Origin of the sequence: Phenylobacterium sp., from assembly GCF_004799515.1 — a bacterium.
Taxonomy (GTDB): domain Bacteria; phylum Pseudomonadota; class Alphaproteobacteria; order Caulobacterales; family Caulobacteraceae; genus Phenylobacterium.
This window is the reverse complement of record NZ_SSMX01000002.1, coordinates 26,577-50,828: the sequence shown is the minus strand read 5'-3', so window position 1 is coordinate 50,828 and position 24,252 is coordinate 26,577. Positions and strand designations below refer to the sequence as shown.

The 24,252-nt window shown below is 68.5% G+C and carries 25 protein-coding genes and 1 tRNA gene; 13 read left to right on the top strand and 13 right to left on the bottom strand.

The genetic code is table 11. From position 1 onward, the window contains the following. Positions 1–212: 212 nt before the first annotated feature. Positions 213–752 (top strand): sigma-70 family RNA polymerase sigma factor, encoded by a 540-nt coding sequence (locus E8A49_RS00365; RefSeq protein WP_293375114.1) that lies wholly within the window; start codon positions 213–215, stop codon positions 750–752. Between the two features lie 15 nt (positions 753–767). Here E8A49_RS00365 and E8A49_RS00360 read toward each other — a convergent pair whose 3' ends face one another. Beyond that, a complete protein-coding gene (locus E8A49_RS00360; protein ID WP_293375111.1) occupies positions 768–2,507 on the bottom strand; it encodes a CocE/NonD family hydrolase in 1,740 nt (579 codons plus the stop codon). Positions 2,508–2,687: 180 nt separating this feature from the next. Between E8A49_RS00360 and kynU the strand changes: the two genes are divergently transcribed. Together kynU and E8A49_RS00350 are read left to right on the top strand one after the other, a co-directional pair. Further along, the gene (gene kynU / locus E8A49_RS00355) at positions 2,688–3,923 is read left to right on the top strand and encodes a kynureninase (RefSeq protein ID WP_293375108.1); all 1,236 of its coding nucleotides are present in this window, start codon (positions 2,688–2,690) and stop codon (positions 3,921–3,923) included. A gap of 90 nt (positions 3,924–4,013) precedes the next feature. Further along, on the top strand, positions 4,014–5,816 hold the full coding sequence (locus tag E8A49_RS00350; protein WP_293375105.1) for an ATP-binding protein: 1,803 nt from the start codon (positions 4,014–4,016) through the stop codon (positions 5,814–5,816). 65 nt (positions 5,817–5,881) lie between these two features. Here E8A49_RS00350 and E8A49_RS00345 read toward each other — a convergent pair whose 3' ends face one another. Further along, complete coding sequence (locus tag E8A49_RS00345) at positions 5,882–6,124, bottom strand: hypothetical protein (protein ID WP_293375102.1); 243 nt, start codon at positions 6,122–6,124, stop codon at positions 5,882–5,884. Positions 6,125–6,373: 249 nt separating this feature from the next. On the opposite strand from E8A49_RS00345, the gene E8A49_RS00340 reads away from it, so the two are divergent. Beyond that, the gene (locus tag E8A49_RS00340; protein WP_293375099.1) at positions 6,374–6,547 is read left to right on the top strand and encodes an RcnB family protein; all 174 of its coding nucleotides are present in this window, start codon (positions 6,374–6,376) and stop codon (positions 6,545–6,547) included. A 90-nt stretch (positions 6,548–6,637) separates the two neighbouring features. Next, positions 6,638–7,759 (top strand): helix-turn-helix transcriptional regulator, encoded by a 1,122-nt coding sequence (locus E8A49_RS00335; RefSeq protein WP_293375096.1) that lies wholly within the window; start codon positions 6,638–6,640, stop codon positions 7,757–7,759. 31 nt (positions 7,760–7,790) lie between these two features. Here E8A49_RS00335 and E8A49_RS00330 read toward each other — a convergent pair whose 3' ends face one another. The 4 genes from E8A49_RS00330 to E8A49_RS00315 form a co-directional block, all read right to left on the bottom strand. Further along, entirely contained in the window at positions 7,791–8,915 is a 1,125-nt protein-coding gene (locus E8A49_RS00330) for a PEPxxWA-CTERM sorting domain-containing protein (RefSeq protein ID WP_293375093.1), read from the bottom strand. A gap of 268 nt (positions 8,916–9,183) precedes the next feature. Then, positions 9,184–9,273: transfer RNA gene (locus E8A49_RS00325), tRNA-Ser, on the bottom strand. Positions 9,274–9,381: 108 nt separating this feature from the next. Beyond that, positions 9,382–10,365, bottom strand: a complete 984-nt coding sequence (locus E8A49_RS00320) for a PEPxxWA-CTERM sorting domain-containing protein (RefSeq protein ID WP_293375090.1) — start codon at positions 10,363–10,365, stop codon at positions 9,382–9,384. 277 nt (positions 10,366–10,642) lie between these two features. Further along, positions 10,643–10,915, bottom strand: a complete 273-nt coding sequence (locus E8A49_RS00315; RefSeq protein WP_293375086.1) for a sel1 repeat family protein — start codon at positions 10,913–10,915, stop codon at positions 10,643–10,645. Between the two features lie 258 nt (positions 10,916–11,173). Between E8A49_RS00315 and E8A49_RS00310 the strand changes: the two genes are divergently transcribed. Then, positions 11,174–11,725 (top strand): RcnB family protein, encoded by a 552-nt coding sequence (locus tag E8A49_RS00310; protein ID WP_293375083.1) that lies wholly within the window; start codon positions 11,174–11,176, stop codon positions 11,723–11,725. Here E8A49_RS00310 and E8A49_RS00305 read toward each other — a convergent pair. Both E8A49_RS00305 and E8A49_RS00300 read right to left on the bottom strand, forming a co-directional pair. Further along, positions 11,722–11,871: a hypothetical protein gene (locus tag E8A49_RS00305; RefSeq protein ID WP_293375080.1), complete on the bottom strand. Its 150-nt coding sequence runs from the start codon at positions 11,869–11,871 to the stop codon at positions 11,722–11,724. The two genes, E8A49_RS00310 and E8A49_RS00305, sit on opposite strands and share 4 nt — an antisense overlap. A gap of 96 nt (positions 11,872–11,967) precedes the next feature. Beyond that, positions 11,968–12,813: an adenylate/guanylate cyclase domain-containing protein gene (locus E8A49_RS00300; protein WP_293375077.1), complete on the bottom strand. Its 846-nt coding sequence runs from the start codon at positions 12,811–12,813 to the stop codon at positions 11,968–11,970. Positions 12,814–13,204: 391 nt separating this feature from the next. Here E8A49_RS00300 and E8A49_RS00295 point away from each other — a divergent pair, with 391 nt between their 5' ends. Further along, positions 13,205–13,387: a hypothetical protein gene (locus E8A49_RS00295; RefSeq protein WP_293375074.1), complete on the top strand. Its 183-nt coding sequence runs from the start codon at positions 13,205–13,207 to the stop codon at positions 13,385–13,387. Between the two features lie 23 nt (positions 13,388–13,410). On the opposite strand, the gene gatB is transcribed toward E8A49_RS00295, so the two are convergent. Further along, positions 13,411–14,907, bottom strand: a complete 1,497-nt coding sequence (gatB, locus tag E8A49_RS00290) for an Asp-tRNA(Asn)/Glu-tRNA(Gln) amidotransferase subunit GatB (protein ID WP_293375071.1) — start codon at positions 14,905–14,907, stop codon at positions 13,411–13,413. A gap of 265 nt (positions 14,908–15,172) precedes the next feature. On the opposite strand from gatB, the gene E8A49_RS00285 reads away from it, so the two are divergent. Further along, positions 15,173–15,472, top strand: coding sequence for a hypothetical protein (locus E8A49_RS00285; RefSeq protein WP_293375068.1), 300 nt, complete (start codon positions 15,173–15,175; stop codon positions 15,470–15,472). A 98-nt stretch (positions 15,473–15,570) separates the two neighbouring features. Here E8A49_RS00285 and E8A49_RS00280 read toward each other — a convergent pair whose 3' ends face one another. Genes E8A49_RS00280 through gatC form a run of 3 tightly spaced genes read right to left on the bottom strand, consistent with a single transcriptional unit; the run spans position 15,571 to position 17,894 of the window. After that, positions 15,571–16,092 (bottom strand): TlpA disulfide reductase family protein, encoded by a 522-nt coding sequence (locus E8A49_RS00280; RefSeq protein ID WP_293375065.1) that lies wholly within the window; start codon positions 16,090–16,092, stop codon positions 15,571–15,573. 40 nt (positions 16,093–16,132) lie between these two features. Next, the gene (gene gatA / locus E8A49_RS00275; protein ID WP_293375062.1) at positions 16,133–17,605 is read right to left on the bottom strand and encodes an Asp-tRNA(Asn)/Glu-tRNA(Gln) amidotransferase subunit GatA; all 1,473 of its coding nucleotides are present in this window, start codon (positions 17,603–17,605) and stop codon (positions 16,133–16,135) included. Between the two features lies 1 nt (position 17,606). Next, a complete protein-coding gene (gene gatC, locus E8A49_RS00270) occupies positions 17,607–17,894 on the bottom strand; it encodes an Asp-tRNA(Asn)/Glu-tRNA(Gln) amidotransferase subunit GatC (protein ID WP_293375059.1) in 288 nt (95 codons plus the stop codon). 70 nt (positions 17,895–17,964) lie between these two features. On the opposite strand from gatC, the gene ruvX reads away from it, so the two are divergent. The 3 genes from ruvX (at position 17,965) to E8A49_RS00255 (ending at position 21,235) form a co-directional block, all read left to right on the top strand. Continuing rightward, the gene (ruvX, locus tag E8A49_RS00265) at positions 17,965–18,441 is read left to right on the top strand and encodes a Holliday junction resolvase RuvX (protein WP_293375056.1); all 477 of its coding nucleotides are present in this window, start codon (positions 17,965–17,967) and stop codon (positions 18,439–18,441) included. A gap of 63 nt (positions 18,442–18,504) precedes the next feature. After that, positions 18,505–20,382 (top strand): toll/interleukin-1 receptor domain-containing protein, encoded by a 1,878-nt coding sequence (locus E8A49_RS00260; RefSeq protein WP_293375053.1) that lies wholly within the window; start codon positions 18,505–18,507, stop codon positions 20,380–20,382. Positions 20,383–20,554: 172 nt separating this feature from the next. After that, a complete protein-coding gene (locus tag E8A49_RS00255) occupies positions 20,555–21,235 on the top strand; it encodes a hypothetical protein (protein ID WP_293375050.1) in 681 nt (226 codons plus the stop codon). A gap of 11 nt (positions 21,236–21,246) precedes the next feature. Here E8A49_RS00255 and E8A49_RS00250 read toward each other — a convergent pair whose 3' ends face one another. Further along, complete coding sequence (locus tag E8A49_RS00250) at positions 21,247–21,756, bottom strand: DUF1993 domain-containing protein (protein WP_293375047.1); 510 nt, start codon at positions 21,754–21,756, stop codon at positions 21,247–21,249. 128 nt (positions 21,757–21,884) lie between these two features. On the opposite strand from E8A49_RS00250, the gene E8A49_RS00245 reads away from it, so the two are divergent. Then, positions 21,885–22,865 carry an aspartate carbamoyltransferase catalytic subunit gene (locus E8A49_RS00245; protein WP_293375044.1) on the top strand — a complete coding sequence of 327 codons (981 nt, stop codon included), beginning with the start codon at positions 21,885–21,887 and terminating at the stop codon, positions 22,863–22,865. Beyond that, the gene (pyrC, locus tag E8A49_RS00240; protein ID WP_293375041.1) at positions 22,862–24,169 is read left to right on the top strand and encodes a dihydroorotase; all 1,308 of its coding nucleotides are present in this window, start codon (positions 22,862–22,864) and stop codon (positions 24,167–24,169) included. The genes E8A49_RS00245 and pyrC overlap by 4 nt, the downstream gene beginning before the upstream one ends. The last annotated feature ends 83 nt before the right edge of the window (positions 24,170–24,252 follow it).

The following is a 24,252-nucleotide window of genomic DNA, read 5'->3' as shown; positions in this document are numbered from 1 at the left end:
CGCACCCGGACACGCCTCTTCCCGCCTAGCCACAGCTAGTCATTCCTTCGCCGGGCGCAACCACGGTGGGAACGCGGTTCGCGAAAAACCTCCGCGGCGCGCCTCCGGAAGACCGGCCCAAAGACCGGAACGGATGAAGGGGGCTCGCGTTCATCGACCGGCGGAGAGCCGGAGGGCGCGGCGGTTTCCGGCGCAGTTGAGTGCGAGGCCCCATGGACGCGACGCTGAGTTGGCGTGACGAGGTGGTCGGCCTGATCCCGGCGCTACGGGCCTTCGCCTGGTCCCTGAGCCACAATGGCTCCGACGCCGACGACCTGGTGCAGGACACCCTCATCAAGGCCTGGACCAACCGCGAGAAGTTCGAACCGGGCACCAACCTGCGCGCGTGGCTCTTCACCATCCTGCGCAACACCTACTACACCGCCATCCTGCGCCGCCGGCGTGAGGTGCGCGACGAGACCGGCGAATACGCCGGCGCGCTGAAGTCGCCGCCGACCCAGGACTGGAGCGTGGCGATGCACTCCCTGCAGGCGGCGCTGCAGAAGCTGCCCGCCGAGCACCGCGAAGCCCTGATCCTGGTAGGCGCGGCGGGCCTCTCCTACGAAGAGGCGGCCGAGATTTGCGGCTGCGCGCTGGGCACCATCAAGAGCCGGGTGAACCGGGCCCGCGCCCGGCTCCTGAAGATCATGGACGCCGAGGACGCCACCGACGTCATGGCGTTGGAGACCATGGCGGTGGCTGTCCGCGCCTGAGACGGGGCCTGACGGCTACTTCCCGTCCGGATAGACCACCGGCAGCACCAGGGCCGAGGGGTGCGAGGCGTCCATATAGACCGAGTTGGTCGCCACCCGCGGCGCCAACTTGTGCTCGCCCTCCGCCTCGCCGGTGTTCGGATTGACATTGAAGCGCGGGCTGTTGGACGAGGTGATGTGCACCGCGATCCGATGGCCCTTCTCGAAGGTGATCGCCGTCGACCACAGGTCGATGTCCAGCTCCTCCGGCGCGCCCGGCGTCATCATCTTGATATCGCCCGGCAGGCGGCCATTGCGGAACTTGGCGCGGATCGGGGCGTCCAGCACGATGGCCTCGTAGCCGTCGGGATAGACGTCCACCAGCTTGGCCATGAAGTCGGTGTCGGGACCGTCGGTGGCGCCATAGAGTTCGACCTTCACCGGGCCGGAGACGGTGACGTCCTTGTCCAGCACCGGGGTCTGGAAGCGCAGGTAGTCCGGCCGGTCCTTGATCGCCCGCTGGTCCATCGGCCCGCGCTCGAAGGTCAGGTTCGCCCCGCCCACCGTCGGCACGGGATTGGCCGGATCGAAGCGGTAGCTGACCTTCGTCCCCTCGCCGCCCGGCGCCTTGGTCGCCAGCGTCTTGTCCGGTTCCAGGTAGTAGCGGACCTCGCGGTAGGCTGGCGGCCAGTTGGCCGAGGTCAGGATGCGGTTCTTGGGGCTGACCCGGCCCTTCTCGGCGCCCGCCATCATGAAATAGGTGACCGGCGGTTCGTCCATGATCCCGTTCTGCTCGCCCTTCAGCCAGTAGCTGAACCAGCGGATCTCCTGGTCGGTGGCGAGGTTCAGCCGATCGAAGCCGGGATAGGTCAGGTCTCCGGACAGGTTCCCGTGACCGAACGGCCCCATCATCAGCTTCTGGTTGCCGCGCGCCCCTCTTGCGCCCTGGTTCTGCAGGTATTCAAAGTTCGAAATGTTGCCGTGGTTGAAGATGTCGTACCAGCCGCCGACGTTGTAGATCGGAATCTGGATGTACTTGCGGTTCTCGCTCATCGCCGCGCGGTTCCAGAAGATGTCGTCCGTCACGCGCCGGCGCTGCTGATCGAGCACGTCGTCGGCGACGCCCTGGCCCTTCGACCAGCCGATGACGTCCTTCTCCTTCAGCACGCCGCCCATGTAGCTGTTCTGCATGAGGTCGTAGGGCGCCACGACGACATAGGCCGCCTTCAGATGCGGCGGGGCGGCCATGGCGGCCTCGTTGGAGGTGATGCCCATGGCCGAACCGCCGGAGAGGCCGATCTTGCCGTTGCTCCACGGCTGTTTCGCGGCCCATTCGACGCTGTCGTAGCCGTCCTCGACGTCATTCTCGAAGGCCGCGTAGAAGCCCTGGCTGCGCCCCTTGCCGCGCACATCCTGCAACACATAGACGAAGCCCGCGTCGGTGTAGTGCTTGGCCTGGGCGACCAGAGCCTGGCGCATCTTCGAGCCGTCCGGGTCGTGCTCCTTGTCGATGCGGCCGTCCTTCAGATAGGGCGTGCGCGTCATCACCGCGGGCCAGGGGCCGGCGCCGGCGGGCTTGAAGACGTTGGCGGCGAGCTTGGTCCCGTCGCGCATGACGGCGATCTCCTCGGCCGCGCCGGGCGGCAGGCCCGGCCACTTTTCCGCGGAGGCGGCGGCGGCCTTGGCGGCCGGCTTCGCGGGCGTCTGGGCGACCGCGCCAGTCGCGAGGCTCAGCGCCAGGGCCGAGGCCAGGGCGAAATGGGTCAGCTTGCTCATCGGATGGTCCCCCCGGGCGGGTCTTTCGCCCGCGCCAAATCGTGTGTTTGCAAATCGCGCGGGCGCGTGGCGCCGCGGGCGCCACTTAAGCACAGGCATGGCGGCGGCGTCAGCGCCCTTCCGGCGCGCGGCGCGGCGCTCTAAGAACTTGGCGATGCCCGACACCCGAGCCCTTCGGCCATGACCCGCGACGAGGCCCTGGCGCTGGACGCCGGCGATCCGCTGGCGCGGTTCCGCGCGGGCTTCGCCCTGCCCCACGGCCTGATCTACCTGGACGGCAATTCGCTAGGGCCTCCACCGCTGGCGGTCCACGAGCGGCTGGCGGAGGTTTCGCACAACGAGTGGGGCGAGGGCCTGGTGCGCAGCTGGAACAGCGCCCGCTGGATCGAGGCGCCGCTGCGGGTCGGCGGCAAGATCGCCCGGCTGATCGGCGCTCAGCCGCACGAGGTGACGGTGGCCGATTCCACCACGGTGAACCTCTTCAAGCTGGCCGCCGGCGCGCTGTCGCTAAAGCCCGGCCGCACGACGATCCTGTCCGAAGCCGGCAACTTCCCCACCGACCTCTACGCCCTGCAGGGGCTGGCGGCGCTGCTGGGACCGGGGCGGGCGCGGCTGCGGACTGTGCCGCCGGAGGATTTGGTCGCCGCCATCGGCGAGGACACCGCCGCGGTCGTCCTGACCCACGTGCACTACAAGACCTCGCGCCGCTGGGACCTGGCGGCGGTGACCGCGGCGGCCCACGCCAAGGGCGCGCTGATGATCTGGGACCTGTGCCATAGCGTCGGCGCGATCGCCGTCGACCTGAACGGCGCGGGCGCGGACCTCGCGGTCGGCTGCAGCTACAAGTACCTGAACGGCGGCCCCGGAGCGCCGGCCTTCCTGTTCGTGGCCGAGCGGCACCAAGCGCAGATCGCCTCGCCGCTCTCCGGCTGGATGGGCCACGCCGAGCCCTTCGCCTTCGAGGACGGCTACCGCCCGGCCGCCGATATCCGCGGCCAGATCACCGGCACGCCGCCGATCCTGGGGCTGGCGGCGCTGGAGGCGGGCGTCGACCTGCAGCTCCAGGCCGATCCGGCGCAGGTGGAGGCCAAGGGCCTGGCGCTGGCCGGCCTGTTCGTCCGCCAGGTCGAGGCCGCCGCGGCTGACCCGGCGCTGCGGCTCACCGGGCCGCGCGGGCCGACGGCGCGGGGCCTGCACGTCTCCTTCGCCCATCCGGAGGGCTACGCCCTGGTCCAGGCGATGATCGCCCGCGGCATCGTCGGGGACTTCCGCGCCCCCGACATCGCCCGCTTCGGCTTCTCGCCTCTGTTCCTGAGCTACGCGCAGGTCTGGGACGCCGCGCAGGCGCTGGCCGAGGTGCTGGCGACCCGAGCCTGGGACCGCCCGGAATTCCGCGCCCGCGCTGCGGTGACTTGACCCCTCGCACAACCCAAGACGCAACCGGGGGTCGTAACGATACGTCAGGAAATTATAGGCACCTTATTCGGCGAGAGGAGGACCACCCAGATGTCTCCCCGCCGAGGAACGCCCTTTGTCGCGCTGGACCTGTTCCCACGCGGCCTAGCTTTCGCCGTCCAGACGCACCGGAACCTGGTCGTCCAGGCCTTCGGGCTGGCGATGGTCATCCTGACGGCCCTGCCCGTCGTCCCTTGGCCGGCCATGATCATCTGGACCGCGCTGCAGGTGACGGTGATCGTCTCCGAGGACCGGCTGATGCACACGGTGCAGGCCGGCGGCCGAAGCGCCGCGGCCGCCTCGCGCATCGCGCCGGCCCTGCGGATCTGCGCCACCACGCTCTACGCCCTGGCGGCCTTCGCCCTGATCGTCCGCGGCGGCGCGGTGGAGCGGCTCTTCGCCTTCGCGCTGATGAGCGTCTCCATGGTCCATGTGCTGATGCGCTACTTCCGCTCGCGCTGGATCCTGGCGGCGAGCCTCGCCCCCTATATCGCCATTCTGGGCCTGATCGGCCTGGGCCAGGCCCGTCAGGAACTGCTGGTCGACCGCCCGTTGGGCGCCGTCGCGGCAGGCTTCACCCTCTTGCTGTTCGGTGTTCAGTTCTGGTCGGCGCGAGCCCAGCTCGCCGCCTCCTGGGAAGAGCTGGTGGCCGCGCAGAAGGCCGCCGAGGAGCGCGAGCGCGCCGCCGAGGCCGCCAATCGCGCCAAGTCCAACTTCCTGGCCACCATGAGCCACGAGCTGCGCACGCCGCTCAATGGCGTGCTGGGCATGGCCCAGGCGCTGACCTCCGAGCGCCTGACCCAGATCCAACACGAGCGGGTGAAGATCATCCGCCGCTCGTCGGAAAACCTGCTGGCGGTGCTGAACGACCTCCTGGACCTCTCCAAGATCGAGACCAGTGCGCTGGAGCTGGAGCTGGCGGAGTTCGACCTCGAGCACCTGGTGCGCGGCGTGGCCGCGGCCTACCAGCCGCTGGCCGACAAGAAGGACCTGAGCTTCCATTTCGAGATCAGCGAGGCCGCGCGGGGCCGCTATGATGGCGACTCCGCCCGCATCCGGCGCGTGCTGTACAGCCTAGCGGACAATGCGGTGAAGTTCACCGAGGCCGGCGGGGTGACCATGACCGTCGACCGGTTCGACGGCCAGGTGGTGTTCCAGGTGTCCGACAGCGGCATCGGCATCGAGGCCAAGGACATGGGGCGCCTGTTCGAAGGCTTCTTCCAGGCCGACGCCGGGCGCGACCGCCGCTACGGCGGCGCGGGCCTGGGCCTGGCCATCTGCCGCGAGATGACCCAGCTGATGGGCGGCTCCATCGAGGCGGCCAGCGAACCGGGCGCCGGCGCAACCTTCACCGTGCGCCTGCCGCTGGTCCCGGCCCGCGCCGTGGCCGAGCCGGCCGTCGCAGACGCCGCCGAGGCAGAGACCGGAGCCGCCGGCGAGATCCGCGTCCTGGCCGCCGAGGACAACGACACCAACCAGCTGGTGCTGAAGACCTTACTGTCGCAGGCCGGCATCAATCCCACCCTGGTGGAGAACGGCCGCCAGGCGCTGGAGGCCTGGGAGACCCAGCACTGGGACATCATCCTGATGGACATCCAGATGCCGGTCATGGATGGGGTCGCCGCCACCGTGGCGATCCGCGAGCGCGAGGCGCAGACCGGGCGTCCGCGCACCCCGATCCTGGCGGTAACCGCCAACGCCATGACCCATCAGGTGGCCGAATACGAGGCCGCGGGCATGGACGGAATGGTTCCCAAGCCCATCGACATCACCGCCCTCTTCCAGGCGATGGAGCAGGCCCTGGAGCCCGCCTACGCCGAGGTGGAGCAGAAGACGGCGGTCGCGGCGGCCTGATCCGGCCCGCGGGATTTACCTGAGCTGACCGCTCTCTATAGTGGCGTCAGCGCGCGATGCGCTTTTCAGGAGAGCCGCTGGTGAACAGACGTCTGCTCTTTGCTTCCCTCTTCGCCCTGATGACGCCGACATTGGCGTTCGCCCAGGAAGACAAACGCCAACAGCGCCCCGCCGGCGGACCGGGCGGCGGCGGCCAACGCCCTGGCGGCCAAGGCGGCGGCGGACGGCCGCCCGGCGGCGGCGGTGAGCGGCCTCCTGCTGGCGGCGGTGGCGGCCGGCCTCCCGGCGGCGGCGGTGGCGGCGGCCAACGCCCGCCCTCCGGCCAGCGCCCGCCCCCGCGTCCCAATCCTGGCGGCCCCAATCCTGGCGGCCCCAATCCTGGCGGCCGTCCGCCCGGCGGAGGCCGTCCGCCGCAAGGCGGCCATCGCCCGCCGCCCGGACCGCCCCCCATGGGGCCGCATCGGCCCGGTTCGGGCCGGCCCCCGGGCTTCCGCCCGATCCACGGGAGTCCGTGGCGCTATCCATCCGGGTTCCGCTATCGCCGCTGGGGTGTCGGCATGACCCTGCCGGCGATATTCCTCACCTCGGCCTACTTCTTCAGCAACTATTACCAGATGGGCCTCGAGGGACCGCCGTATGGCTACCAGTGGGTGCGCTACGGACCGGACCTGCTCCTGGTGCAGCTTGCCACCGGCCAGGTCTCCGACGTGATCTACGGGGCGTTCTACTAGCCACGCGGCCGACTGTTTCAGGGCGAATTACGCCAGGTCACAGTGGAGACATCCGCGTGTAGGCTGACCACGGGTATGCTGGCTCCAAGCATGGACCACGCCGTCGTCTCAGGAACCGACCCGGTCGACGCCGCGGCGGTCTCGGCGCTGATCGACGGCGTGTACGCCTGTGTGCTTGACCGCGGCCGCTGGCCTGGGGTGCTGGAGAGCCTGTGCCACGAGATCGGCGGCTGCGCGGCCAGCCTCAACATCCACAACCTGGCCACCCGCGTTCCGGAATTGCTTGTGGAGCACGGCACCGACCCTGTGGCCTCGCGGGCCTATGTGGAGACCTACGCCGGCCTCAACCCGCTGATCGATGCGATCCTGCTCTACATCCCGCCCGGACAGGTGGACACCGTCTACCGCACCGCGGACCTGCCCGCCTTCCGGCGCAGCCGCTTCTATCGCGAGTGGGTCGGGCCACAGGCCTGGGGCGACTGGCTGAGTTGCGTCCTGATCCGCACCACCTCCAGCCTGGCCATGCTGGCCGTAGCCCGTCGGGAGCGGGACGGACCGTTCAGCCCGCAGGACGTCGAGTTCGTGCGGCTGCTGGCGCCGCACCTACAGCGCGCGACCATGCTGAGCCGGGTTTTCGATGACCGCGACGCCAAGCGCGAGGGTCTGTCGGCCCTGGTCGACCGCATCCGCGCGCCAGCCTTCCTGGTCAACCCGGCGGGGACCGTGGCCTTCGTCAACGCCGCGGGCGAGCAGCTCCTGGCCGAAGGTTCGGTGCTGCAGGCGCGCGACGGGCGGCTGACGCCCTGCGACGGCGACACCCGCCGGCGTTTCGCCGAGGCGCTATACGCGGAGGCCGGCGCCCCGGTCAGCCTGGTGTTCGGACCGCCGCAGGACCGGCGGCTCCTCTGGGTGGCGCCGGCCTCGGCGGCGAGCGGCGGCCACAGCATCGTGCTGGTCACCTCCCGCGAGGACGACCTGCCCCTGCCCGGCCCGCTGCTGGTCGAGGCGTTCGGCCTGACCGCGGCGGAGATCCGCGTCCTGGTGGCCCTGCTCAAGCGCCGGACTATGGCGGAGATCGCCCAGGACCTGGGCATCACGCCCAGGACCGCCAAGGCGCACCTGCAACACCTGTTCGAGAAGACCGGCACGCGCCGGCAGGCCGACCTGCTGGCCGAGGTGATGGCCCTCGTCCCACCGATCAGCGTCTTCTAGCGGCTTCGCAGACGCCTAGGCCCGGCTCGGCTCAGGCTGGGGCGGGCAGCCTGCGCCGGCGCAGGGCCGCGCCCGCCAGGCCGAAGCCCGCGATCATCAGCGACCAAGCGGCCGGCTCCGGCACGCCCCCGGTTCCCGCCGGCGCCAGCGGCGTGGCCACGAAGCCGGTGTACTCGAAATTGAAGCCGTTGCCGCTGTAGAGGCTGCCCCCGATCACGCCGGCGTCGTTGATGGTGTCCGGACCCTGGTTGCTGTCCGGGTCGAAGGGCGGCAGGTCGAGGGTGCTGAACACCCCGCCCTGCTCGGCGAAGCTCACGCCATTGGCCGTGCCCACCACCTCGCCGAGGTCGTTGACGGCCGAGATGTGGGTGACGGTCGCGCTCGGGGGCGCGATGGTGGTGAAGACCCCATCGTCGTCCAGGAAACCCAGGTTCTTACCGCCGCTGAAGTACTGGCCGACGATCAGGCCGTTGGCGCTGACCCCAGAGATGCTGGTGGCGCCGGAGCCCGGCACGGAGACGACGCTGAAGACGCCGCCCTTGTCTATGAAGCCCACCCGCACGCCGCCAACCATGGCGGTGCCGACCACGTCGCCGGCGCTGTCGATGCCCGTGGGGACGATGCCGGAGAACCCGGGGGCCGACAGGGTGGTGAGCACGCCGTTGGTGTCGGTGAAGTAGGTGAAGACCCCATTGCTGGCGGCGGTCTCGTACTCGCCCAGCACCACGCCCGCGTTGTTGATGCCCAGTAGCTGGGTGTCGACGGCGCCCGGGGCGTTCACGAAGGTGTACTGGCCGCCCTTGTCGATGAAACCGACGAAGTCGTAGACCAGCCCCACGCCGTTGGTGGTCTGGATGTCGGTGCCGACCACCGTGCCCGAGGCGTTCATCGCCGCGACGCCGATGGCGCTGGTGTTGCCGCCGTTGTTGATCAGCGGCGGCGCGACGGGGGTCTCGACCCCACCCTGATAGATGAACGCGCCCTGAGAGCTGGGATTGCCGTAGCCGACCAGGATCTGGCCGGCGTCGTTGATCGCGACCACGCCGGTGTTCGACGATCCCGCCACGGGGAACTGGGTGAACTGGTAGTCGGTGGCCAAGGCCGGCCCGGCGGCGGCCGCGGCGATGGCGGCCAGCAGGTACATCGAACGACGCATCTCAACGAACTCCCGGACGAAAACGGAAGCTGAGCCTAGCGGCCGGGAAGATGCGCCACATTGTCCGAACGGACAGTTCTGCGGGGCTTTGGAGGTGTCGACAGCGTCGGTCGGCGGGCTGCTTTATGGACCATATTCAATGAGTTAGTCAGACAACCGAACCGCGTTCGTGCACTCGGGGAACGCGAATTCCAACGGGTCCTGGAGGGCATCCAGCTTCGCACCGGCCCCTCAGCCAATCCCACGAAGCTCGTATAGCGAAGCAGGATGGCGGTGACGGAGGGATTCGAACCCTCGATACCCTTTCAGGTATGACGATTTAGCAAACCGTTGCCTTCAGCCACTCGGCCACGTCACCTTGCTGAAAACGTTGGAGATTCCATCCAGCGTCAGCGTCCCTCCGCGAGCCTCGGCAAGGCCGGTCCGCAGCGGGATCGCGGTTTCTAGCCGAAGGCGGCGGCTCTGCCTAGACGGCTAGAGCCGTGCGGCGACGGCGCAGCGCCCCGCCCAGGCCGAAGAAGCCGCCCAGCATCAGCGCCCAGGACGCCGGTTCCGGCACGCCGAGGATGGATTCCCCCGAGCGTAGCTCGGCCACGTCGACGCCGGCGTCCGGCGTGAACTCGGTGGTGAAGGTGTCGAGCGCGTCGATCACGCCGCCGCGGTTGGTGAGGAGCTGTAGCCCGGCCACCACCAGCACCGTCTGGTTCGCGCCCAGGGTGATCGGGCCCGGTACGACCGAGGAGCCGCTGCAGGCTTCGGTCGTGGTGCTGATCGAGGGCGAACCCGAGCCCACCAGGGTCCCGCCGCCGAAAGCCACGCCCAGCACGCCGGGCGTGCCGCAGCCGGTCAGGAACACGTCGTCGAACAGGGTCTGGGCGTCCACTGGCCCTAGGCTGCTGATTACCGAGGGGTCCCAAAGGGCGACGTAGGTGGTGGCGATCGCGCCGCCGGGGAAGACCCCGCCCGCCGTGCCGCTGAAGCTGTCGATGTCCAGGTTGCCGGTGATCTCGAACGGTGTCGAGGACGCGCCTTCGTTGGTGTAGCTCTGATAGCCGAACGCGTTGATGCCCATCCGCGTCTCGGCGCCGGAGGACGAGGCGGCCTTCAGGACCGGCAGGTCGGCCGCGCCGAAGCCCACCGTGCCGCTCGCGGACGAGGCGGGGTCATTGGGCAGGGTCACGGTGTTGCCGAACAGGTTGACGATCGTCTGGCCGGTCAGGGTCAGGTTGGTGTTGGAGGTGGACGAGAGCCCGCCGCTGATGGCGCTGCCGACAATGGCCTGAGCCGGCTCGACGGTCCCGTCGCAGGCGCCCGCTCCAGCCGCGCTGCAATCCCGGTAGCTGGCGAAGGCCGCTGAACCATAGGCCGCCTGGGCGGCGGCCGGATTCGATCCCGCCAAGGCCGCGACGCCGAGGGCCGTCACCGCCAGCCATGCAAGTTTGTTGTCCACGTTCGGCAGTCCCTCTGTCGCCGCGCGCATCTGGCGCGGCCAGACGCGAGGGTGGCGCAACAGGTTACGGTTGCAAGGAGGTGCGCCCTGGGGTGGAAAACCTCGCAGCTGACGCGAACTCCGCCCACGGGGGAGAAGAACGGGCGTGGGCGAACGGGCAAGGAAAAGCCCGGACCGGCGGCCCGGGCGTTTCAACGTCGGTCCGCGCATCGCCCCGCGGGCGCGCCGAACCGGAGGCCGCCCGGAAGGCCGGGCGGCGGCTTGAGGCCTCAAGGCCTCAGCCGTGAGCGAGCCATTCGCGGGCCTGGCGCTGGGCTTCGGCGACCTCGTCGGAGGCCATCTCCTCGGAGAGTTCCTTGCGGTAGATCTTGGCTTCGACCGAACCGCGCATGGCGGCCAGGTTGAACAGCATGTGGGCCGACACATAGTCGAGCGGCGCGCCGCCCTGACCCGTGGAATAGAGCAGACCCAACCGGAAGAGTTCGTCGCCCGTGGCTTCCGCACTGGGGAGCGGGAGCCCTTCGCCGGCGACTTGCAATTGCGCAAGCATGACCTTTGTCCCTGTCTGAAGCCGGCCGCGTCCCGTTCTGGAACGCTTCATGCGGCTCACGTTACGCAGAGAAACAGCCTTGCGCTGAACACATGGTTAAGGCCGCTGTTGTCAGGCCTTCATCTTGCCCCAGGTGTTAAAGGGTCGCAGGCGGCCGCCGGAGGTGGTCGCGCGCCGCCCCCGCGTTCAGGCCGGGTTCAGGCGTGCGTGACATTGTAAGCATCGACCGAGCCTGCGTTTTTGAGGATGATTGGCGATATGCGCCGCCTGCTCTCCGTCCTGGCCGCCGCCCTGCTCGTCGCCGGACCGCTGGCGGCGACGGGCGGAGCTGTGGCTGGCGAGCGGCGTGAGGAAGGCCGGCGCGAGGCTCCGATGCCCAGTCGAGGCGAGATGGGGCGTGGCGGTGAGATGGGCCGGGGCGAGATGGGCCGCTGGGCCGGCGCCCCGCGCGCCGCCGCCGCGCCGCCGCCGCAGGCCTATCGCGGCGAAGCCTATCGTGGCGGCGCCGGCGGCGGCTACGATCCCCGCTATGATCCCAGGACCAGCGGCATGGCGAGGGCCCCCGACCCGCGATATGACCCGCGATATGCGCCGCGCGCCTACGCGGCCCCGGCCCCGCCGCCCGCCGCCTACAGCGCTGCGCCGCGCCGTGGCGGCTATCTGGGGCCGGAGGGCGCGCCGGTGATCGGCGACTATGGCCGTTACCGCCTGAGAGCGCCGCCGCCGGGCTATGACTGGGTGCGCACCGCGCGCGGCATGGCGCTGGTCTCGCGCGCCACCGGCCAGGTGTTCGACGTGGTGCCCTACTAGTCTGCCGGGTTGGAGTTCATCGTGACGATGTTGGCGCCGCCGTGGGTCGCCGCCCGGGCCGGCTCTGCGCCTGCGCCGATGACGGCGGCGGCGAGCGTGAAGGACACCAGGTAGGGCGCGAGCGCGATGAGTTTGCGCGGGATCATCGGAGCTTCCGTTAGCTGAGCGTGCGCCGTCGCAGGCTTCTCTAAAGCGGCAGGCGGACGGGTTGGATGCGGCGCGGGCCGGACGCCCGCCTGGGTTCAGTGGACGGACGGATGGGCCTGGCCTTGCGGCCAGGCAAGGTCGTCGTTGGCGGCGGTGGCCGCGACCGGCGAGAGGGTGAAGAGGCTCTGGCGTTCGATGCGGCCGCGCACCGCGACCCGGTCGACTTCGCGCCAGCGCGGGCTCGGCGCCAGCCGCTGGACAGTGGCCTCGCCGATCAGCAGGTGGACATCATAGGTCTTGGTCAGGTCGACCAGGCGCGAGGCGATGTTCACGGCGTCGCCGAGGGCGGAGTAGTTGAAGCGGCGGGCGCAGCCGATGGCGCCCACCAGGCATTCGCCGGAGTTGACGCCGACGCCGATCTGGATCGGCGGCAGGGTGCGGCCATCGGGCAGCGACAGGTCGAGGCTGGCGTTCAGGCCGTCGATCGCCGCCAGCATCGCCTCGGCGGCGGCGACGGCGTGGCGGGCGTGGTTGGTGTCGGCCTGCGGCGCGCCCCAGAAGGCCATGACGCAGTCGCCGACGTACTTGTCGATGGTGCCGCCGTGCGCCCCGACGATGTCGGCCAAGGCGCCCAGGACGGTGTTGATCAGTTGGCCGAGGCGGCGCGGGTCGTCCTTGAGCGCTTCCGACATGCTGGTGAAGCCGCGGATGTCGGCGAAGAGGATGGTGAGGTCGCGGGTCTCGGCGCACAGGTCGTTCGCGCCCGGATTGGCCATCAACTGCTCGACAACCTGCGGCGGGATGTACTGGCTAAAGGTCCGCTGGAGATCGCGGCTGCGTTGACGCTCGGCCCGCAGCAGCGGCCCCTCCGCGTCGTCCTCGGGAAAGAGGCCGACGTCGTTGGCCGACAGATACCTGCGGCGCTCGTCCTGCGGCGCCACGGCTTGTCCAGGTTCACGGCGCGAAGCCAGCTGGACAACCTTAGCGCCGGAGTATTCCCAAGCGTCGTAGGTTTGCTTTTCTGCATACCGGAACATTGACAGGCTCCCTAAGTCGCCAGTCCAAATTAACCATTATGTTCAGGTTTAAAATTCCGGTTGGCCCCATAAGTAGTTCACCTGATCGGGTTGTTCCCAAGATCACAGCTACGGTTACGCTCGTATTCGAGAACCTTTCTATAGAGTGAATACGGATAACTTATTGGTGATGGATCGTTCTAACGTTCGGAACACTCCCTACGTGTAACTGCGTATGTAGCCGTACTTAATTTCACGAGCCGGCGTTCCGGCTCATAAGGAAGCCATAACAACCCCAGGATCTCGCGGTTTTCACATGACCAGCCAATTGATCACCGGCCCCTTCGCGGGACATCAAGGCGCCGCCCAGACCTCGGTCCAGCCGCGCGCCGCCCGCCCGGTCCGTCTTCCGGTGGGCGTCGGCCTGCTGATCGCGGCCTCGGTGTCCACGGCGCTGTGGGTGGGCGGCGCCATGGCCGTCCATTCCCTGCTGGGCTGAGAACTCGGGGTCTGTAGACAGACCTAGTCCGCGCCGAGCTTGCTCTTCAGTAGCTGGTTGATGACGCCCGGGTTGGCCTTGCCGCCAGTGGCCTTCATCACCTGTCCCACGAACCAGCCGATGGCCTGGGGCTTTTCCTTCACCTGCTCGGCCTGACCGGGATTTTCGGCGATCAGCTTGTCGATGATCGCTTCCAATTCCCCGGTGTCCGACACCTGCTTCAGGCCCTGCTTCTCCACGATCTCTGAGGCGCGGCCTTCGCCGTTCCACATCCGCTCGAAGACGTCCTTGGCGATCTTGGAGGAAATCACGTTCTCCTCGATCAGCTGGACCAGCTCGGCGATGGCGTCGGGGAAGATCGGGCTCGCCTCGATCTCGATCCCGCCGGCGGTCAGCCGGGCGGCCAGGTCGTTGGTCACCCAGTTGGCGGTGAGCTTGGCGTCACGGCCCTTCGCGGCGGCCTCGTAATAGTCCGCCCTCGCCCGCTCGCTGATCAACACCTGGGCGTCATAGGCCGAGAGCCCGTACTGCGACTGGAAGCGCCCCTTCTTGGCGTCCGGCAGCTCCGGCAGGGTCGCCTCGATCCGCTTCACCCAGGCCGGATCCAGCTCCAGCGGAAGCAGGTCCGGGTCGGGGAAGTAGCGGTAGTCGTGCGCCTCTTCCTTGGAGCGCATGGAACGGGTCTCGCCCTTGGTGGGATCGAAGAGCCGGGTCTCCTGGTCGATCTTGCCGCCGTCCTCGAGGATCTCGATCTGGCGGCGCGCCTCGTACTCGATGGCCTGCTGGATGTAGCGGTAGGAGTTGACGTTCTTGATCTCGCAGCGCGTGCCCAGATGGCTGAAGCTGCCGGTCTCGCGGAACTTCTCATAGTCACCGGGACGGCAGACCGAGACGTTCACATCGGCGCGCAGGTTGCCCTTCTCCATGTCGCCGTCGCAGGTGCCCAGATAGACCAGGATGGTGCGCAGCTTCTTCACATAGGCCGCCGCCTCCTCCGAGGTGCGCATGTCCGGCATGGAGACGATCTCCATCAAGGCGGTGCCGGCGCGGTTCAGGTCGACGTAGGTGGCGTTGGGGTCCTGGTCGTGCAGCGACTTGCCGGCGTCCTGCTCCAGGTGCAGCCGCTCGATGCGCACGGTGAAGGTCGAGCCGTCGTCGTGCTCGACGATGACCTCGCCCTCGCCCACGATCGGGTGCTTGAACTGGCTGATCTGATAGCCCTGCGGCAGGTCGGGGTAGAAGTAGTTCTTCCGGTCGAAGTGGCTCTTCAGGTTGATCTGGGCCTTGAGGCCGAGGCCGGTCTTCACCGCCTGCTCGACACAGTGGCGGTTGATCACCGGCAGCATGCCGGGCATGGCGGCGTCCACCAGGCTGACCTGCGAGTTGGGGCTGGCGCCCGCGCCGACGGCGGCGCCGGAGAACAGCTTGGCGTTCGAGGCCACCTGGGCGTGCACCTCCAGGCCCAGGACGATTTCCCACGGGCCGGTGCGGCCTTCGATCTGCTTTGACTTCTCGCTCATAGGATTTCCCTAGCGCCGACCGGCCCAAAGGCAAAGCGTGACTCAAGCGTCACCTTGCGCGCGGGGGCAAATGGCGTCATCAAATCAAGGGCGGACGTGAAGGCTGGGAGCCGATCTCGACAGACTGACATAAACGAGCAACGTTCGTAATCTCGCCGCTTTTTCGGGCGAGCCAAATTGCCGCGCAGGTGCTTCGCGCTTGCCAGGCGTCCCGCCGTCGCGCTCATGCTTCGCGGGCAACCATTGGGGAAGGACCCTTCAAGCCATGAACACCAAGCTCGTTGCGGGCCTTGCGGCCCTCGCGACCCTCGCCGCCGTCCCGGCCTTCGCCCAGACGCCGGCCCCCGCCGCCGGCGGCCCGATGTCGGTGGACAAGACCACCATCGGCGCCCTGATGGCCAACCCCGCCGCCAAGGCCGTCCTGGAAAAAGACGTGCCGGGGATCGATCAGTACCTCGACCAGATCAAGGACATGACGCTGGCGCAGGTCGCTCCGATGAGCCAAGGCGCCATCGACGACGCCAAGCTGAAGCAGATCCAGGCCGACCTGGACAAGGCGAAGTAGATTCGAGCGAAATAAGCTTCGGCTGCACAGCCGAACCGAGCGGCCCCTCGCCTCAGCGGGGGGCCGTTTTGTTTTCGGGCGATCGTTCTGCTTTGAATTTAGGGCGCGGCCGCCGGCGCCGGTTCCTTCAGGAGCGGGCCGACCGTCGCCTCGAAACTGTCGTCGTTGAACGCCCCGGCCGCGGCGAACCGCACGATCCCTGAGCGGTCGATCACATAGCTGGTGGGCACCCCGGCCTTGATCCCATAGCCGCCGCCGAAGACCTGGAGGCCCAGCGGATAGGCCAGCTTGCCCTGCAGCGGCTTCAGCTTGTCCGCTGGAAACCCAAGCTCGGTCGTGACAGCGAAGATCTGCAGGTCGCTGTCCGGGTGGTTGTGCATATAGGTCTGGAACACCACCATCTCCGCCTTGCACGGCGTGCACCAGGTCGCCCAGCGGTTGATCACCACCACCTTGCCCTTGAGCTGGTCGGCGGTGACCACCGACCGGTCGAGCAACTGGATCTTGTACGGTTTGGCCGGCTTGCCGACCTCGTCGGCGGCCGCGCGCGCCGGAACGCCCCCGATCAGCGGAGCCAGGGCCAGCGCCCCCAGCATCGCGGCCATATCTGCCCGCTTCATCGCAACCCGCCCCCGCGCTGACTCAGCCCCGCGGAAAGGTCTACCACCACTTCTTGGGCTTGGCGCGGAAGTCGGCGGCCTTTTCCAGGGCCCCGCTCAGCGAGAACAGCGTGCCCTCGTCCAGGGCGCGGCCGATCAGCTGCAGGCCGAGCGGCAGACCGGCGGCGTCTAGACCGGCCGGGACGCTTATCCCTGGCAGGCCGGCCAGGTTCACCGTCACCGTGAAGATGTCGTTCAGGTACATGGCCACCGGGTCGTCCGACCGGTCGCCGAGCTGGAAGGCGGCGCTCGGCGCGGTAGGCGTCAAGAGGGCGTCGACCTTCTGGAACGCCTGGTCGAAGTCGTCGGCGATGCGCCGGCGCACCTTCAGCGCCTTCAGGTAGTAGGCGTCGTAATAGCCGGCCGAGAGCACATAGGTGCCGATCAGAATGCGTCGCTTGACCTCGTCGCCGAAGCCCGCGGCGCGGGACTTCTCATAGGTGTCGGTGAGCGTGCCGCCCTCGACCCGCAGGCCGAAGCGCATGCCGTCATAGCGGGCGAGGTTGGATGAGGCTTCCGCCGGGGCCACGATGTAGTAGGCCGGCAGGGCGTACTTGGTGTGCGGCAGGCTGACCTCGACGATCTCGCAGCCCGCCTCCTTCAGCCAGGCGATGCCCTGTTCCCAAAGCGCGTCGATCTCGGCCGGCATGCTGTCGACGCGGTATTCCTTGGGCACGCCGACGCGCAGGCCCTTGACCGAGCGGCCGACGAAGCTGGCGAAATCCGGGGTCTCCACCGGCAGGCTGGTGGAATCCTTGGGGTCGTGGCCGGCCATGGAGGTGAGCAGGATGGCCGCGTCCTCGACGGTGCGCGCCATCGGCCCGGCCTGGTCCAAGGACGAGGCGAAGGCCACCGTCCCCCAGCGCGAGCAACGGCCGTAGGTCGGCTTGATCCCAACTGTGCCGGTGAAGGACGCCGGCTGACGGATCGAGCCGCCGGTGTCGGTGGCCGTGGCGCCGAGGCAGAGCTCCGCCGCCACCGCCGCGGCCGAACCCCCCGACGAGCCGCCGGGGGTCAGCTGGGCGTTGCCGCCTTCCGCCCGCCACGGATTGACCACCGGCCCGAAGGCCGAGGTCTCGTTGGACGAGCCCATGGCGAATTCGTCCATGTTCAGCTTGCCCAGCATCACCGCCCCGTCGCGCCAGAGGTTGGCGGTGACGGTGCTCTCGTAGGTGGGCGTGAAGTCTCCGAGGATCTTCGAGCCGGCCGTGGAGCGGACGCCCTCGGTGCAGAAGAGGTCCTTGATCCCCAGCGGCGCGCCTTCCAGCGGCCCGGCGTTGCCGGAGGCCCGGCGCGCGTCGGAGGCCTTGGCCATCTCGAGCGCCTTCTCCGGGGTCTCCAGGACAAAGGCGTTGAGCGCGCGGGCGGCCTCGACAGCCTGCACGTGGGCCTCGGTGATCTCCACGGCGGAGAAGGACTTGTCCTTCAGACCGCCGAGGGCGGCCTTCAAGGTGAGCGCGGTGAGTTCGGACATCCTATTCGACCACCTTCGGCACCACATAGAAGTCGCCGGCGCGCCTGGGCGCGTTGGACAGCACCTTTTCCGGATCGCCGCCTTCGGTGACCACGTCATCGCGCATGGGCAGCGGAGTTTGGACGGCCGAGGCCATCGGCTCCACCCCGTCGGTGTCCACTTCGCCCAGCTGCTCGATCCAGGTCATGATGCCGTTCAGCTCCTTGGCGAGCTGCTCGATCCGGTCGTCCGGTTCGGCGATCCGCGCCAGCCTGGCGACCTTGCGCACGGTCGCCGCATCGATGGCCATGACCATCCTCCTCTTACTGAAGGCGTGGGTTAGCCGTGCGGGGGCGCCTTTTGCAAGCTATGGGTGGCCGATGCCCGTCGTCGACCTCCTCGAACTCCCCGCCCTGATCGGTGCTTACGCCCCGCTGGCCGGCCTCGACCTCGGCGAGAAGACCATCGGAGTCGCGGTCTCCGACACCACACGCACGGTGGCCTCGCCGCTGGAGCTGATCCGAAAGACCAAGTTCACGGACGACGCCGCCGCCCTCTTCAAGCTGATGGCGAGCCGGGACGCCGGCGGGATCGTCATCGGCCTGCCGGTGAACATGGACGGGACCGAGGGGCCGCGCTGTCAGTCGAGCCGCGCCTTCGCCCGCAACCTCCTGCGCCTCAGGCCCGACCTGCCGATCGCCTTCTGGGACGAACGGATGAGCTCGATGGCGGTCAACCGCGTGCTCATCGAGGAGGCCGACGTCACCCGCGCCCGGCGCGCCGAGCTGGTGGACAAGATGGCCGCCGGGTGGATCCTGCAGGGGGCGCTGGACCGGCTGCGGTCCTTGCTCAAATAGCAATGTTCTGGCAATGGTTCTCGAGAGGCAACTTTACGTTGTCCGCTCGAAGGGCCGAGCGAAATGGCCGACAGCGCCGAGCCACTGGACCAGGGTCCCGGAAGCGATGACGCGCGGCGCTACAGCGCCTTCATCAGCTACAGCCATGGCGATGAACGGTTCGCCCGGACTTTGCAGAGGCGTCTCGAGACCTATCGCCTGCCCCGGCAGTTGGCGAAGCGGATCCGTCGCGCGCGCCTGAAGCCGGCCTTCCGCGACAGCGACGAACTGTCGGCCGGTCATGACCTTACGGAAGCCGTTCGCGCCGCCCTGGCGCAGTCGGATTTCCTGATCGTGATCTGCTCTCCCCGTTCGGCGCAGTCGGCCTGGGTCGGCCGGGAAATCGAGATCTTCCGTCATCTCAACGGCGAGAAGCATATCCTGACGGCGCTGATCGACGGAGAGGCGGACCAGGCGATCCACCCAGCCCTGCGGCGTCGCCCCCATGGGCGGGCAACCGAACCGCTGGCGGCGGACTTCCGCCCCGGCGCGGCCGGCGGGCGGATGGCGTTCCTGAAGCTGATCGCCCCGATGACCGGCGTCGCGCTGGACGACCTCGTGCATCGCGACAGCCAGCGGCGGATTCGTCAGGCCGGTGTGGTCGCCGCCGGCGCGCTGTGGGTGACGGTGCTGCTGGGTGCGCTCACGATCGTCGCCTTCACTCAGCGTGGCGTGGCGGTGCACGAGCGCAACAAGGCCCAGGCCCTGGTCGGCTTCATGGCCACCGACCTGCGACAGAAGCTCAGGAATTCCAACAACCTGGATTTGCTGACCACCGTCAACAACGGCACCTTGAGCTACTACAGGGGTGAGGATCTCACCCACATGACCGACACAGCCCTGCAGGCGCGCGCCAAGCTGCTGCAGTCGATGGGCGAGGACGATGAGCGGCGCGGCGACCTGGATGCAGCGCGGAGCAAGATCGAGGAGGCCGCGCGGACGACCTCCGCCCTGCTCGCCAAGGCTCCTGGCGATCCGCAGCGCATCTTCGACCAAGCGCAGAGCGACTACTGGATCGGCTTCATCAACTGGCGCGAGGGCGACGGCGCGAAGGCCAAGGCGGGGTTCCAGGCCTATGCCGCGCGGGCGGCCCGCCTCGTACAGATCAATCCGCGCAACGACGATTGGATCAAGGAGACGGCCTTTGCGGCCAACAATCTCGGGATGCTGGCGCTGAGGCAGGCCGGCGATCCGAGAACCGCCGAACGGCAGTTCCAGACCGCACTGGACGCGCTGGGTGTCATCGCCCGCCACAAGCCGGACGATCGCGATGTCCTAAGCGCCATGGCCAACAAATATGCCTGGATCGCCGATTGCCGGCGCGTCGAGGGCGATTTCGCCGGCGCCCGCGCCAACCGGGAGATGCAGCACCGCATCCTCACCGATTTGAGCGCCAAGTGGCCGCGCGACATGGACGTCAGGGGTGATCTCCTTGGCCACGACCTGGCGATGGCGCGTATCGAGATCGCGGAGGGTCAGCTCAAGCCGGCCATCGCCGACCTGGAGGTGGGACACAGCGCGGCCCTGGACCTGGCGAAGAACGATCCGACCAACACCGATTTCCGCAAACAGGCCCGGATGTTCGAACTGTTCAAGGCGAAAGCCTGGTTGACGATGCCAGCGCACGCGCGTCCGGCCGATTCCGTCATCCAGGCCACCCTCGGCGACTGTTCAGACCCGGCGCTGAACCTTGCGAACGCGGAGATTGGCGACTTCTGCGCCGTGCTGACCGCCCGCCTTCTGCAAGATCGCGGCGACGCGGCGGGCGCTGCGAAAATCCTCGCGACGATGCGACGTCGGGCGATGAAACAACACGACGTCCTGACGGCCCACTGGGGCATCGACCTCGCCGACGAAACCCCTGCGATCCAGGTGGCGGCGACGGACGGACTTCATCGATGAGTCCGCCGTCGGCGGCGTTCCGGTCGCGCCCGACGGCCAGGCGATGATTGTACAACCTTCGGAAAGATGACACCGTTATCCGAGTTTCCGATGGACCAGCTACAGGGGGTCCCGACCGTCGGCGAAGTGGTCCTCAGCACACCAACGCGGTTTCGGCCTGCGGAAGCGAGGGGTGGCGGCGATGACGAAAATGGCCTTGAAAGTCGGGGTGGCGCTGGCGTGCGCCGCCTCCCTGGTTGGCTGTCAACGCGCCGACACCGTCGTCAAGTGCCCCCCGGCGAAAGCGCCGCCCAAGGTCGTCGCGCTCCCGGCGATCACCGGGGCAAACGACTACCCCGTGAGGGTGCAGTCCGAGTGCACGGGCGCCAACAAGCTGATGGACGTGGTCCACATCATCGTCTGGAACGTCGATGACCCTCAGCTCGAGTCCTCCGTGCTCCTGCACTACAAATCGGATCCGCTCGGCAACCAGCACAGCGGCCGCACAGCTCAACCCAACCCAACGGCCGTGCCGAACTCCATCACGCGCATCGATTTCGACGCCGGAGCCTATCTGGCCAATCCTGGCGACGTTGTGCTCATCGAATTGGAGCTCCAGGACGCGGCCGGCTATGTTTTCGCGCCCGGCAAGGACACCGCCGTCTTTACGAGCGACGCGGCGAACGGCCAGATGTTCTGCGTCAAGAAGCCAATGGTCGTCGGCAAGAACGCGAACCTGGTCCGCTTTTATGCGCGGTACATCGCGCCCGTGAATGGAAAGCCGGTGTTCGGGGCCTACAACTTCCACATCGTGACACCGACCGGCAAGGAGCGCCTCATCTCCGTCGATCCCGAGGTCAAGAACAACGGATAAGGCCCGCGTCCCTACAGCCCGCCCGCGAACAGGTCGACCTTGCCGATCTGCACGCCGTGGTGGCGCAGGATGCCGTAGGCGGTCGAGAGGTGGAAATAGAGGTTGGTGGTGGCGAAGACGGTCAGCCACTGGCCGGACGGCAGGGTCGGCTGCATGCCGGTCCCGATCTCGACGGTCAGCGGGACATCGTCGCGGCCGGCGAACTGCTCGGGGGTCAGCGCTTGCAGCCAGGCCTTGGCGTCGAGGATGGCGGCCTTGAAGCCGGCCAGGTCGAGATCGGCGCTGACGTCCGCGGGCAGCGGCAGGCCGGCGACGCGGGCCGGCCAGGCGCGCGCGAAGTTGCAGACCACCATGGCCTGGAAGCGCAGCGGCTGCATGTCCTCGATCAGCCGCCAGTCCAGCATCTCGGTCTCGGAGGCGCCGGTCGCTTTGGCGTGTTCGGCGCCCTTGGAGAGCAGGTGGTCCAGCGTCACCAGCTGGCGCATGAACAGGTCGACGAAGGTGAACAGGCTGACGGACATGGAAACTCCGGACGGGCGAATCTGCGCGGGGACTTGTGGCTGACGGTATGCAACGTCGGCCTCCCGACTCAAGGCCCCGCAAGCACGCGCTTCCCTCGCCGGTCAAAGCCGCCTAAGACCGCGCTTTAATGAGCGCTGCGCCCCCTGGTCTGAACGAGGTCCTGCAACGGACCTTCTCGTTTCCGAAGCGCCACTTCCTGTCCAGCACCGATCTGAACGAGGTCGAAGTCGCGAATTTGCTCGACCTCGCCGACGGTTTCGTCAGCCTGAACCGCCAGACGTCCAAGAAGCTCGACCTGCTCAAGGGCCGGACGCTGATGAACCTGTTTTTCGAGAACTCGACCCGGACCCAGAGCTCCTTCGAGCTGGCTGGCAAGCGGCTGGGCGCGGACGTGGTCAACATGAGCCCGCGCAGCTCGTCCATCGCCAAGGGCGAGACCCTGATCGACACGGCCGTGACGCTGAACGCCATGCAGCCGGACCTGCTGGTCGTTCGGCATTCCTCGTCCGGGGCGGCCAGCCTGCTGTCGCAGAAGGTGAGCTGCTCGGTGATCAACGCCGGCGACGGCCAGCACGAGCATCCGACGCAGGCGCTGCTCGACGCGCTTTCCATGCGCCGGGCCTTCGGGCGGATCGCGGGGCTGAAGGTGGCGATCTGCGGGGACGTGGCGCACTCCCGCGTGGCGCGGTCCAACATCGCGCTCTTGCAGATGCTGGGCGCGGAGGTGCGGCTGGTGGGGCCGCCGACGCTGATCCCGCCCGCGGCCGACCGCTGGAACGTCGAGATCTTCCACGACCTCCGGAAGGGCATCGCCGGCGCCGACGTGGTGATGATGCTGCGCCTGCAGCTGGAGCGCATGGACGGGGTGATGGCGCCCTCGCAGCGGGAGTACTTTCGCTTCTTCGGCCTCGACCGCGAGAAGCTGGCCTTCGCCGCCGACCACGTGCGGGTGATGCATCCGGGGCCGATGAACCGCGGCGTGGAGATCGATAGCGACGTGGCCGACGACCTGTCGGTCAGCCTGATCCAGGACCAGGTGGAGATGGGCGTGGCCGCGCGCATGGCGGTGCTGACCTCGCTCGCCGCCCGCCTCGAGAACGACCGATGACCCTGGTCCACGCGCCCGGGCGGCCGATCGCCTTTTCCAACATCCGGCTGGTGGACCCGGCCAGCGGCTATGACGGCCCCGGCGGCCTGATCGTCACCGAGGGCGTGATCGCCGATGTGGTGAAGGGCGGCGATCTGGGATCGCTGTCGAGCGATGTAGAAATGGTGGATGGCGGCGGCGCGCTCCTGCTGCCCGGCCTCGTCGACATCCGGGTGAAGACCGGTGAGCCGGGCACGGAAACCAAGGAGACGCTCAAGTCGGCGGCCCTGGCGGCGGCAGCCGGCGGGGTCACCTCCATCGTCGTCCAGCCCGACACCCATCCGGTGATCGACGAGCCCTCGGTGGTAGACTTCATCCTCCGGCGGGCCCGCGACATCGAACTGGTGAAGGTCTACCCGGCCGGCGCGGCCACCAAGGGCGCGGACGGCCAGCGGATGGCCGAGATCGGGCTGATGGCCGAGGCGGGCTGCCTCTACGTCTGCGACGCCGACCGGCCGATCGTCGATTCCAAGGTGCTGCGCCGGGTGCTGAGCTACGCCAAGGCCTTCGGGGTGCTGGTGGCGCACCGCCCGGCGGATCCCTGGCTTTCGGCAGGAGCCGCGGCCAGCGAGGGCGAGTTCGCCTCGCGCCTGGGCCTGCCTGGCGTTCCAGCCATCGCCGAGAAGATCATGCTGGAGCGCGACCTGGCCCTGGTGGAGCTGACCGGCGCGCGCCTGCTGGTCGACCAGCTGACCACCGCCGACGCCATCGAGAGCTTCCGCCGCGCGCGGGCCAAGGGCCTGCCGGTGACGGCGACGACCTCGATCAATCACCTGTCGTTCAACGAGATCGACATCGGCGACTACCGCACCTTCTGCAAACTCGACCCGCCCCTGCGCAGCGAGGACGACCGCCAAGCAGTGATCGAAGCCGTCGCCTCGGGCCTGATCGAGATCGTGGTCTCGGCGCACGCGCCGGCGCCGGCGGAAGACAAGCGCCTGCCGTATGACGAGGCTGCGCCGGGCGCCATCGGCCTGCAGACCCTGCTGCCGGCGCTGCTGACCTTCCACCACGAGGGCCGCATCCCGCTGATCGACCTGATCGCCAAGGTGACCAGCGCGCCCGCCGACCTGCTCGGCTTGCCGCAGGGCCGCCTGGCCAAAGGCGCCCCGGCCGACCTGGTGCTGCTCGACCTGAACGCCCCCCTGCTCATCGACGCCGACAAGCTGGTGTCGAAGTCGAAGAACTCGCCCTTCGACGGCCGCCGCCTGCAGGGCAAGGTGCTGCGCACGGTGGTGGACGGGCGGACCGTGTTTTCCGCCTAGCTTCTTCGGGAACGGGCCGGGCCGGCTTGTCGAGCCCGCCGTCGGGCCCTAAAGCACGGACGCCCATCGTGATGATTTAGCCA

Bases quoted from the DNA above. Each gene is read 5' to 3' on its own strand.
- E8A49_RS00305 (WP_293375080.1), bottom strand. From the start codon at position 11,871: ATGATCCCGCGCAAACTCATCGCGCTCGCGCCCTACCTGGTGTCCTTC.
- E8A49_RS00260 (WP_293375053.1), top strand. From the start codon at position 18,505: ATGGCCGACAGCGCCGAGCCACTGGACCAGGGTCCCGGAAGCGATGAC.
- E8A49_RS00350 (WP_293375105.1), top strand. From the start codon at position 4,014: ATGTCTCCCCGCCGAGGAACGCCCTTTGTCGCGCTGGACCTGTTCCCA.
- E8A49_RS00330 (WP_293375093.1), bottom strand. From the start codon at position 8,915: ATGCGTCGTTCGATGTACCTGCTGGCCGCCATCGCCGCGGCCGCCGCC.
- E8A49_RS00285 (WP_293375068.1), top strand. From the start codon at position 15,173: ATGAACACCAAGCTCGTTGCGGGCCTTGCGGCCCTCGCGACCCTCGCC.
- gatA (WP_293375062.1), bottom strand. From the start codon at position 17,605: ATGTCCGAACTCACCGCGCTCACCTTGAAGGCCGCCCTCGGCGGTCTG.
- E8A49_RS00280 (WP_293375065.1), bottom strand. From the start codon at position 16,092: ATGAAGCGGGCAGATATGGCCGCGATGCTGGGGGCGCTGGCCCTGGCT.
- E8A49_RS00245 (WP_293375044.1), top strand. From the start codon at position 21,885: ATGAGCGCTGCGCCCCCTGGTCTGAACGAGGTCCTGCAACGGACCTTC.
- pyrC (WP_293375041.1), top strand. From the start codon at position 22,862: ATGACCCTGGTCCACGCGCCCGGGCGGCCGATCGCCTTTTCCAACATC.
- ruvX (WP_293375056.1), top strand. From the start codon at position 17,965: ATGCCCGTCGTCGACCTCCTCGAACTCCCCGCCCTGATCGGTGCTTAC.
- E8A49_RS00365 (WP_293375114.1), top strand. From the start codon at position 213: ATGGACGCGACGCTGAGTTGGCGTGACGAGGTGGTCGGCCTGATCCCG.
- E8A49_RS00250 (WP_293375047.1), bottom strand. From the start codon at position 21,756: ATGTCCGTCAGCCTGTTCACCTTCGTCGACCTGTTCATGCGCCAGCTG.
- E8A49_RS00335 (WP_293375096.1), top strand. From the start codon at position 6,638: ATGGACCACGCCGTCGTCTCAGGAACCGACCCGGTCGACGCCGCGGCG.
- E8A49_RS00310 (WP_293375083.1), top strand. From the start codon at position 11,174: ATGCGCCGCCTGCTCTCCGTCCTGGCCGCCGCCCTGCTCGTCGCCGGA.
- gatB (WP_293375071.1), bottom strand. From the start codon at position 14,907: ATGAGCGAGAAGTCAAAGCAGATCGAAGGCCGCACCGGCCCGTGGGAA.
- E8A49_RS00360 (WP_293375111.1), bottom strand. From the start codon at position 2,507: ATGAGCAAGCTGACCCATTTCGCCCTGGCCTCGGCCCTGGCGCTGAGC.
- E8A49_RS00295 (WP_293375074.1), top strand. From the start codon at position 13,205: ATGACCAGCCAATTGATCACCGGCCCCTTCGCGGGACATCAAGGCGCC.
- E8A49_RS00315 (WP_293375086.1), bottom strand. From the start codon at position 10,915: ATGCTTGCGCAATTGCAAGTCGCCGGCGAAGGGCTCCCGCTCCCCAGT.
- gatC (WP_293375059.1), bottom strand. From the start codon at position 17,894: ATGGCCATCGATGCGGCGACCGTGCGCAAGGTCGCCAGGCTGGCGCGG.
- kynU (WP_293375108.1), top strand. From the start codon at position 2,688: ATGACCCGCGACGAGGCCCTGGCGCTGGACGCCGGCGATCCGCTGGCG.
- E8A49_RS00340 (WP_293375099.1), top strand. From the start codon at position 6,374: ATGACCCTGCCGGCGATATTCCTCACCTCGGCCTACTTCTTCAGCAAC.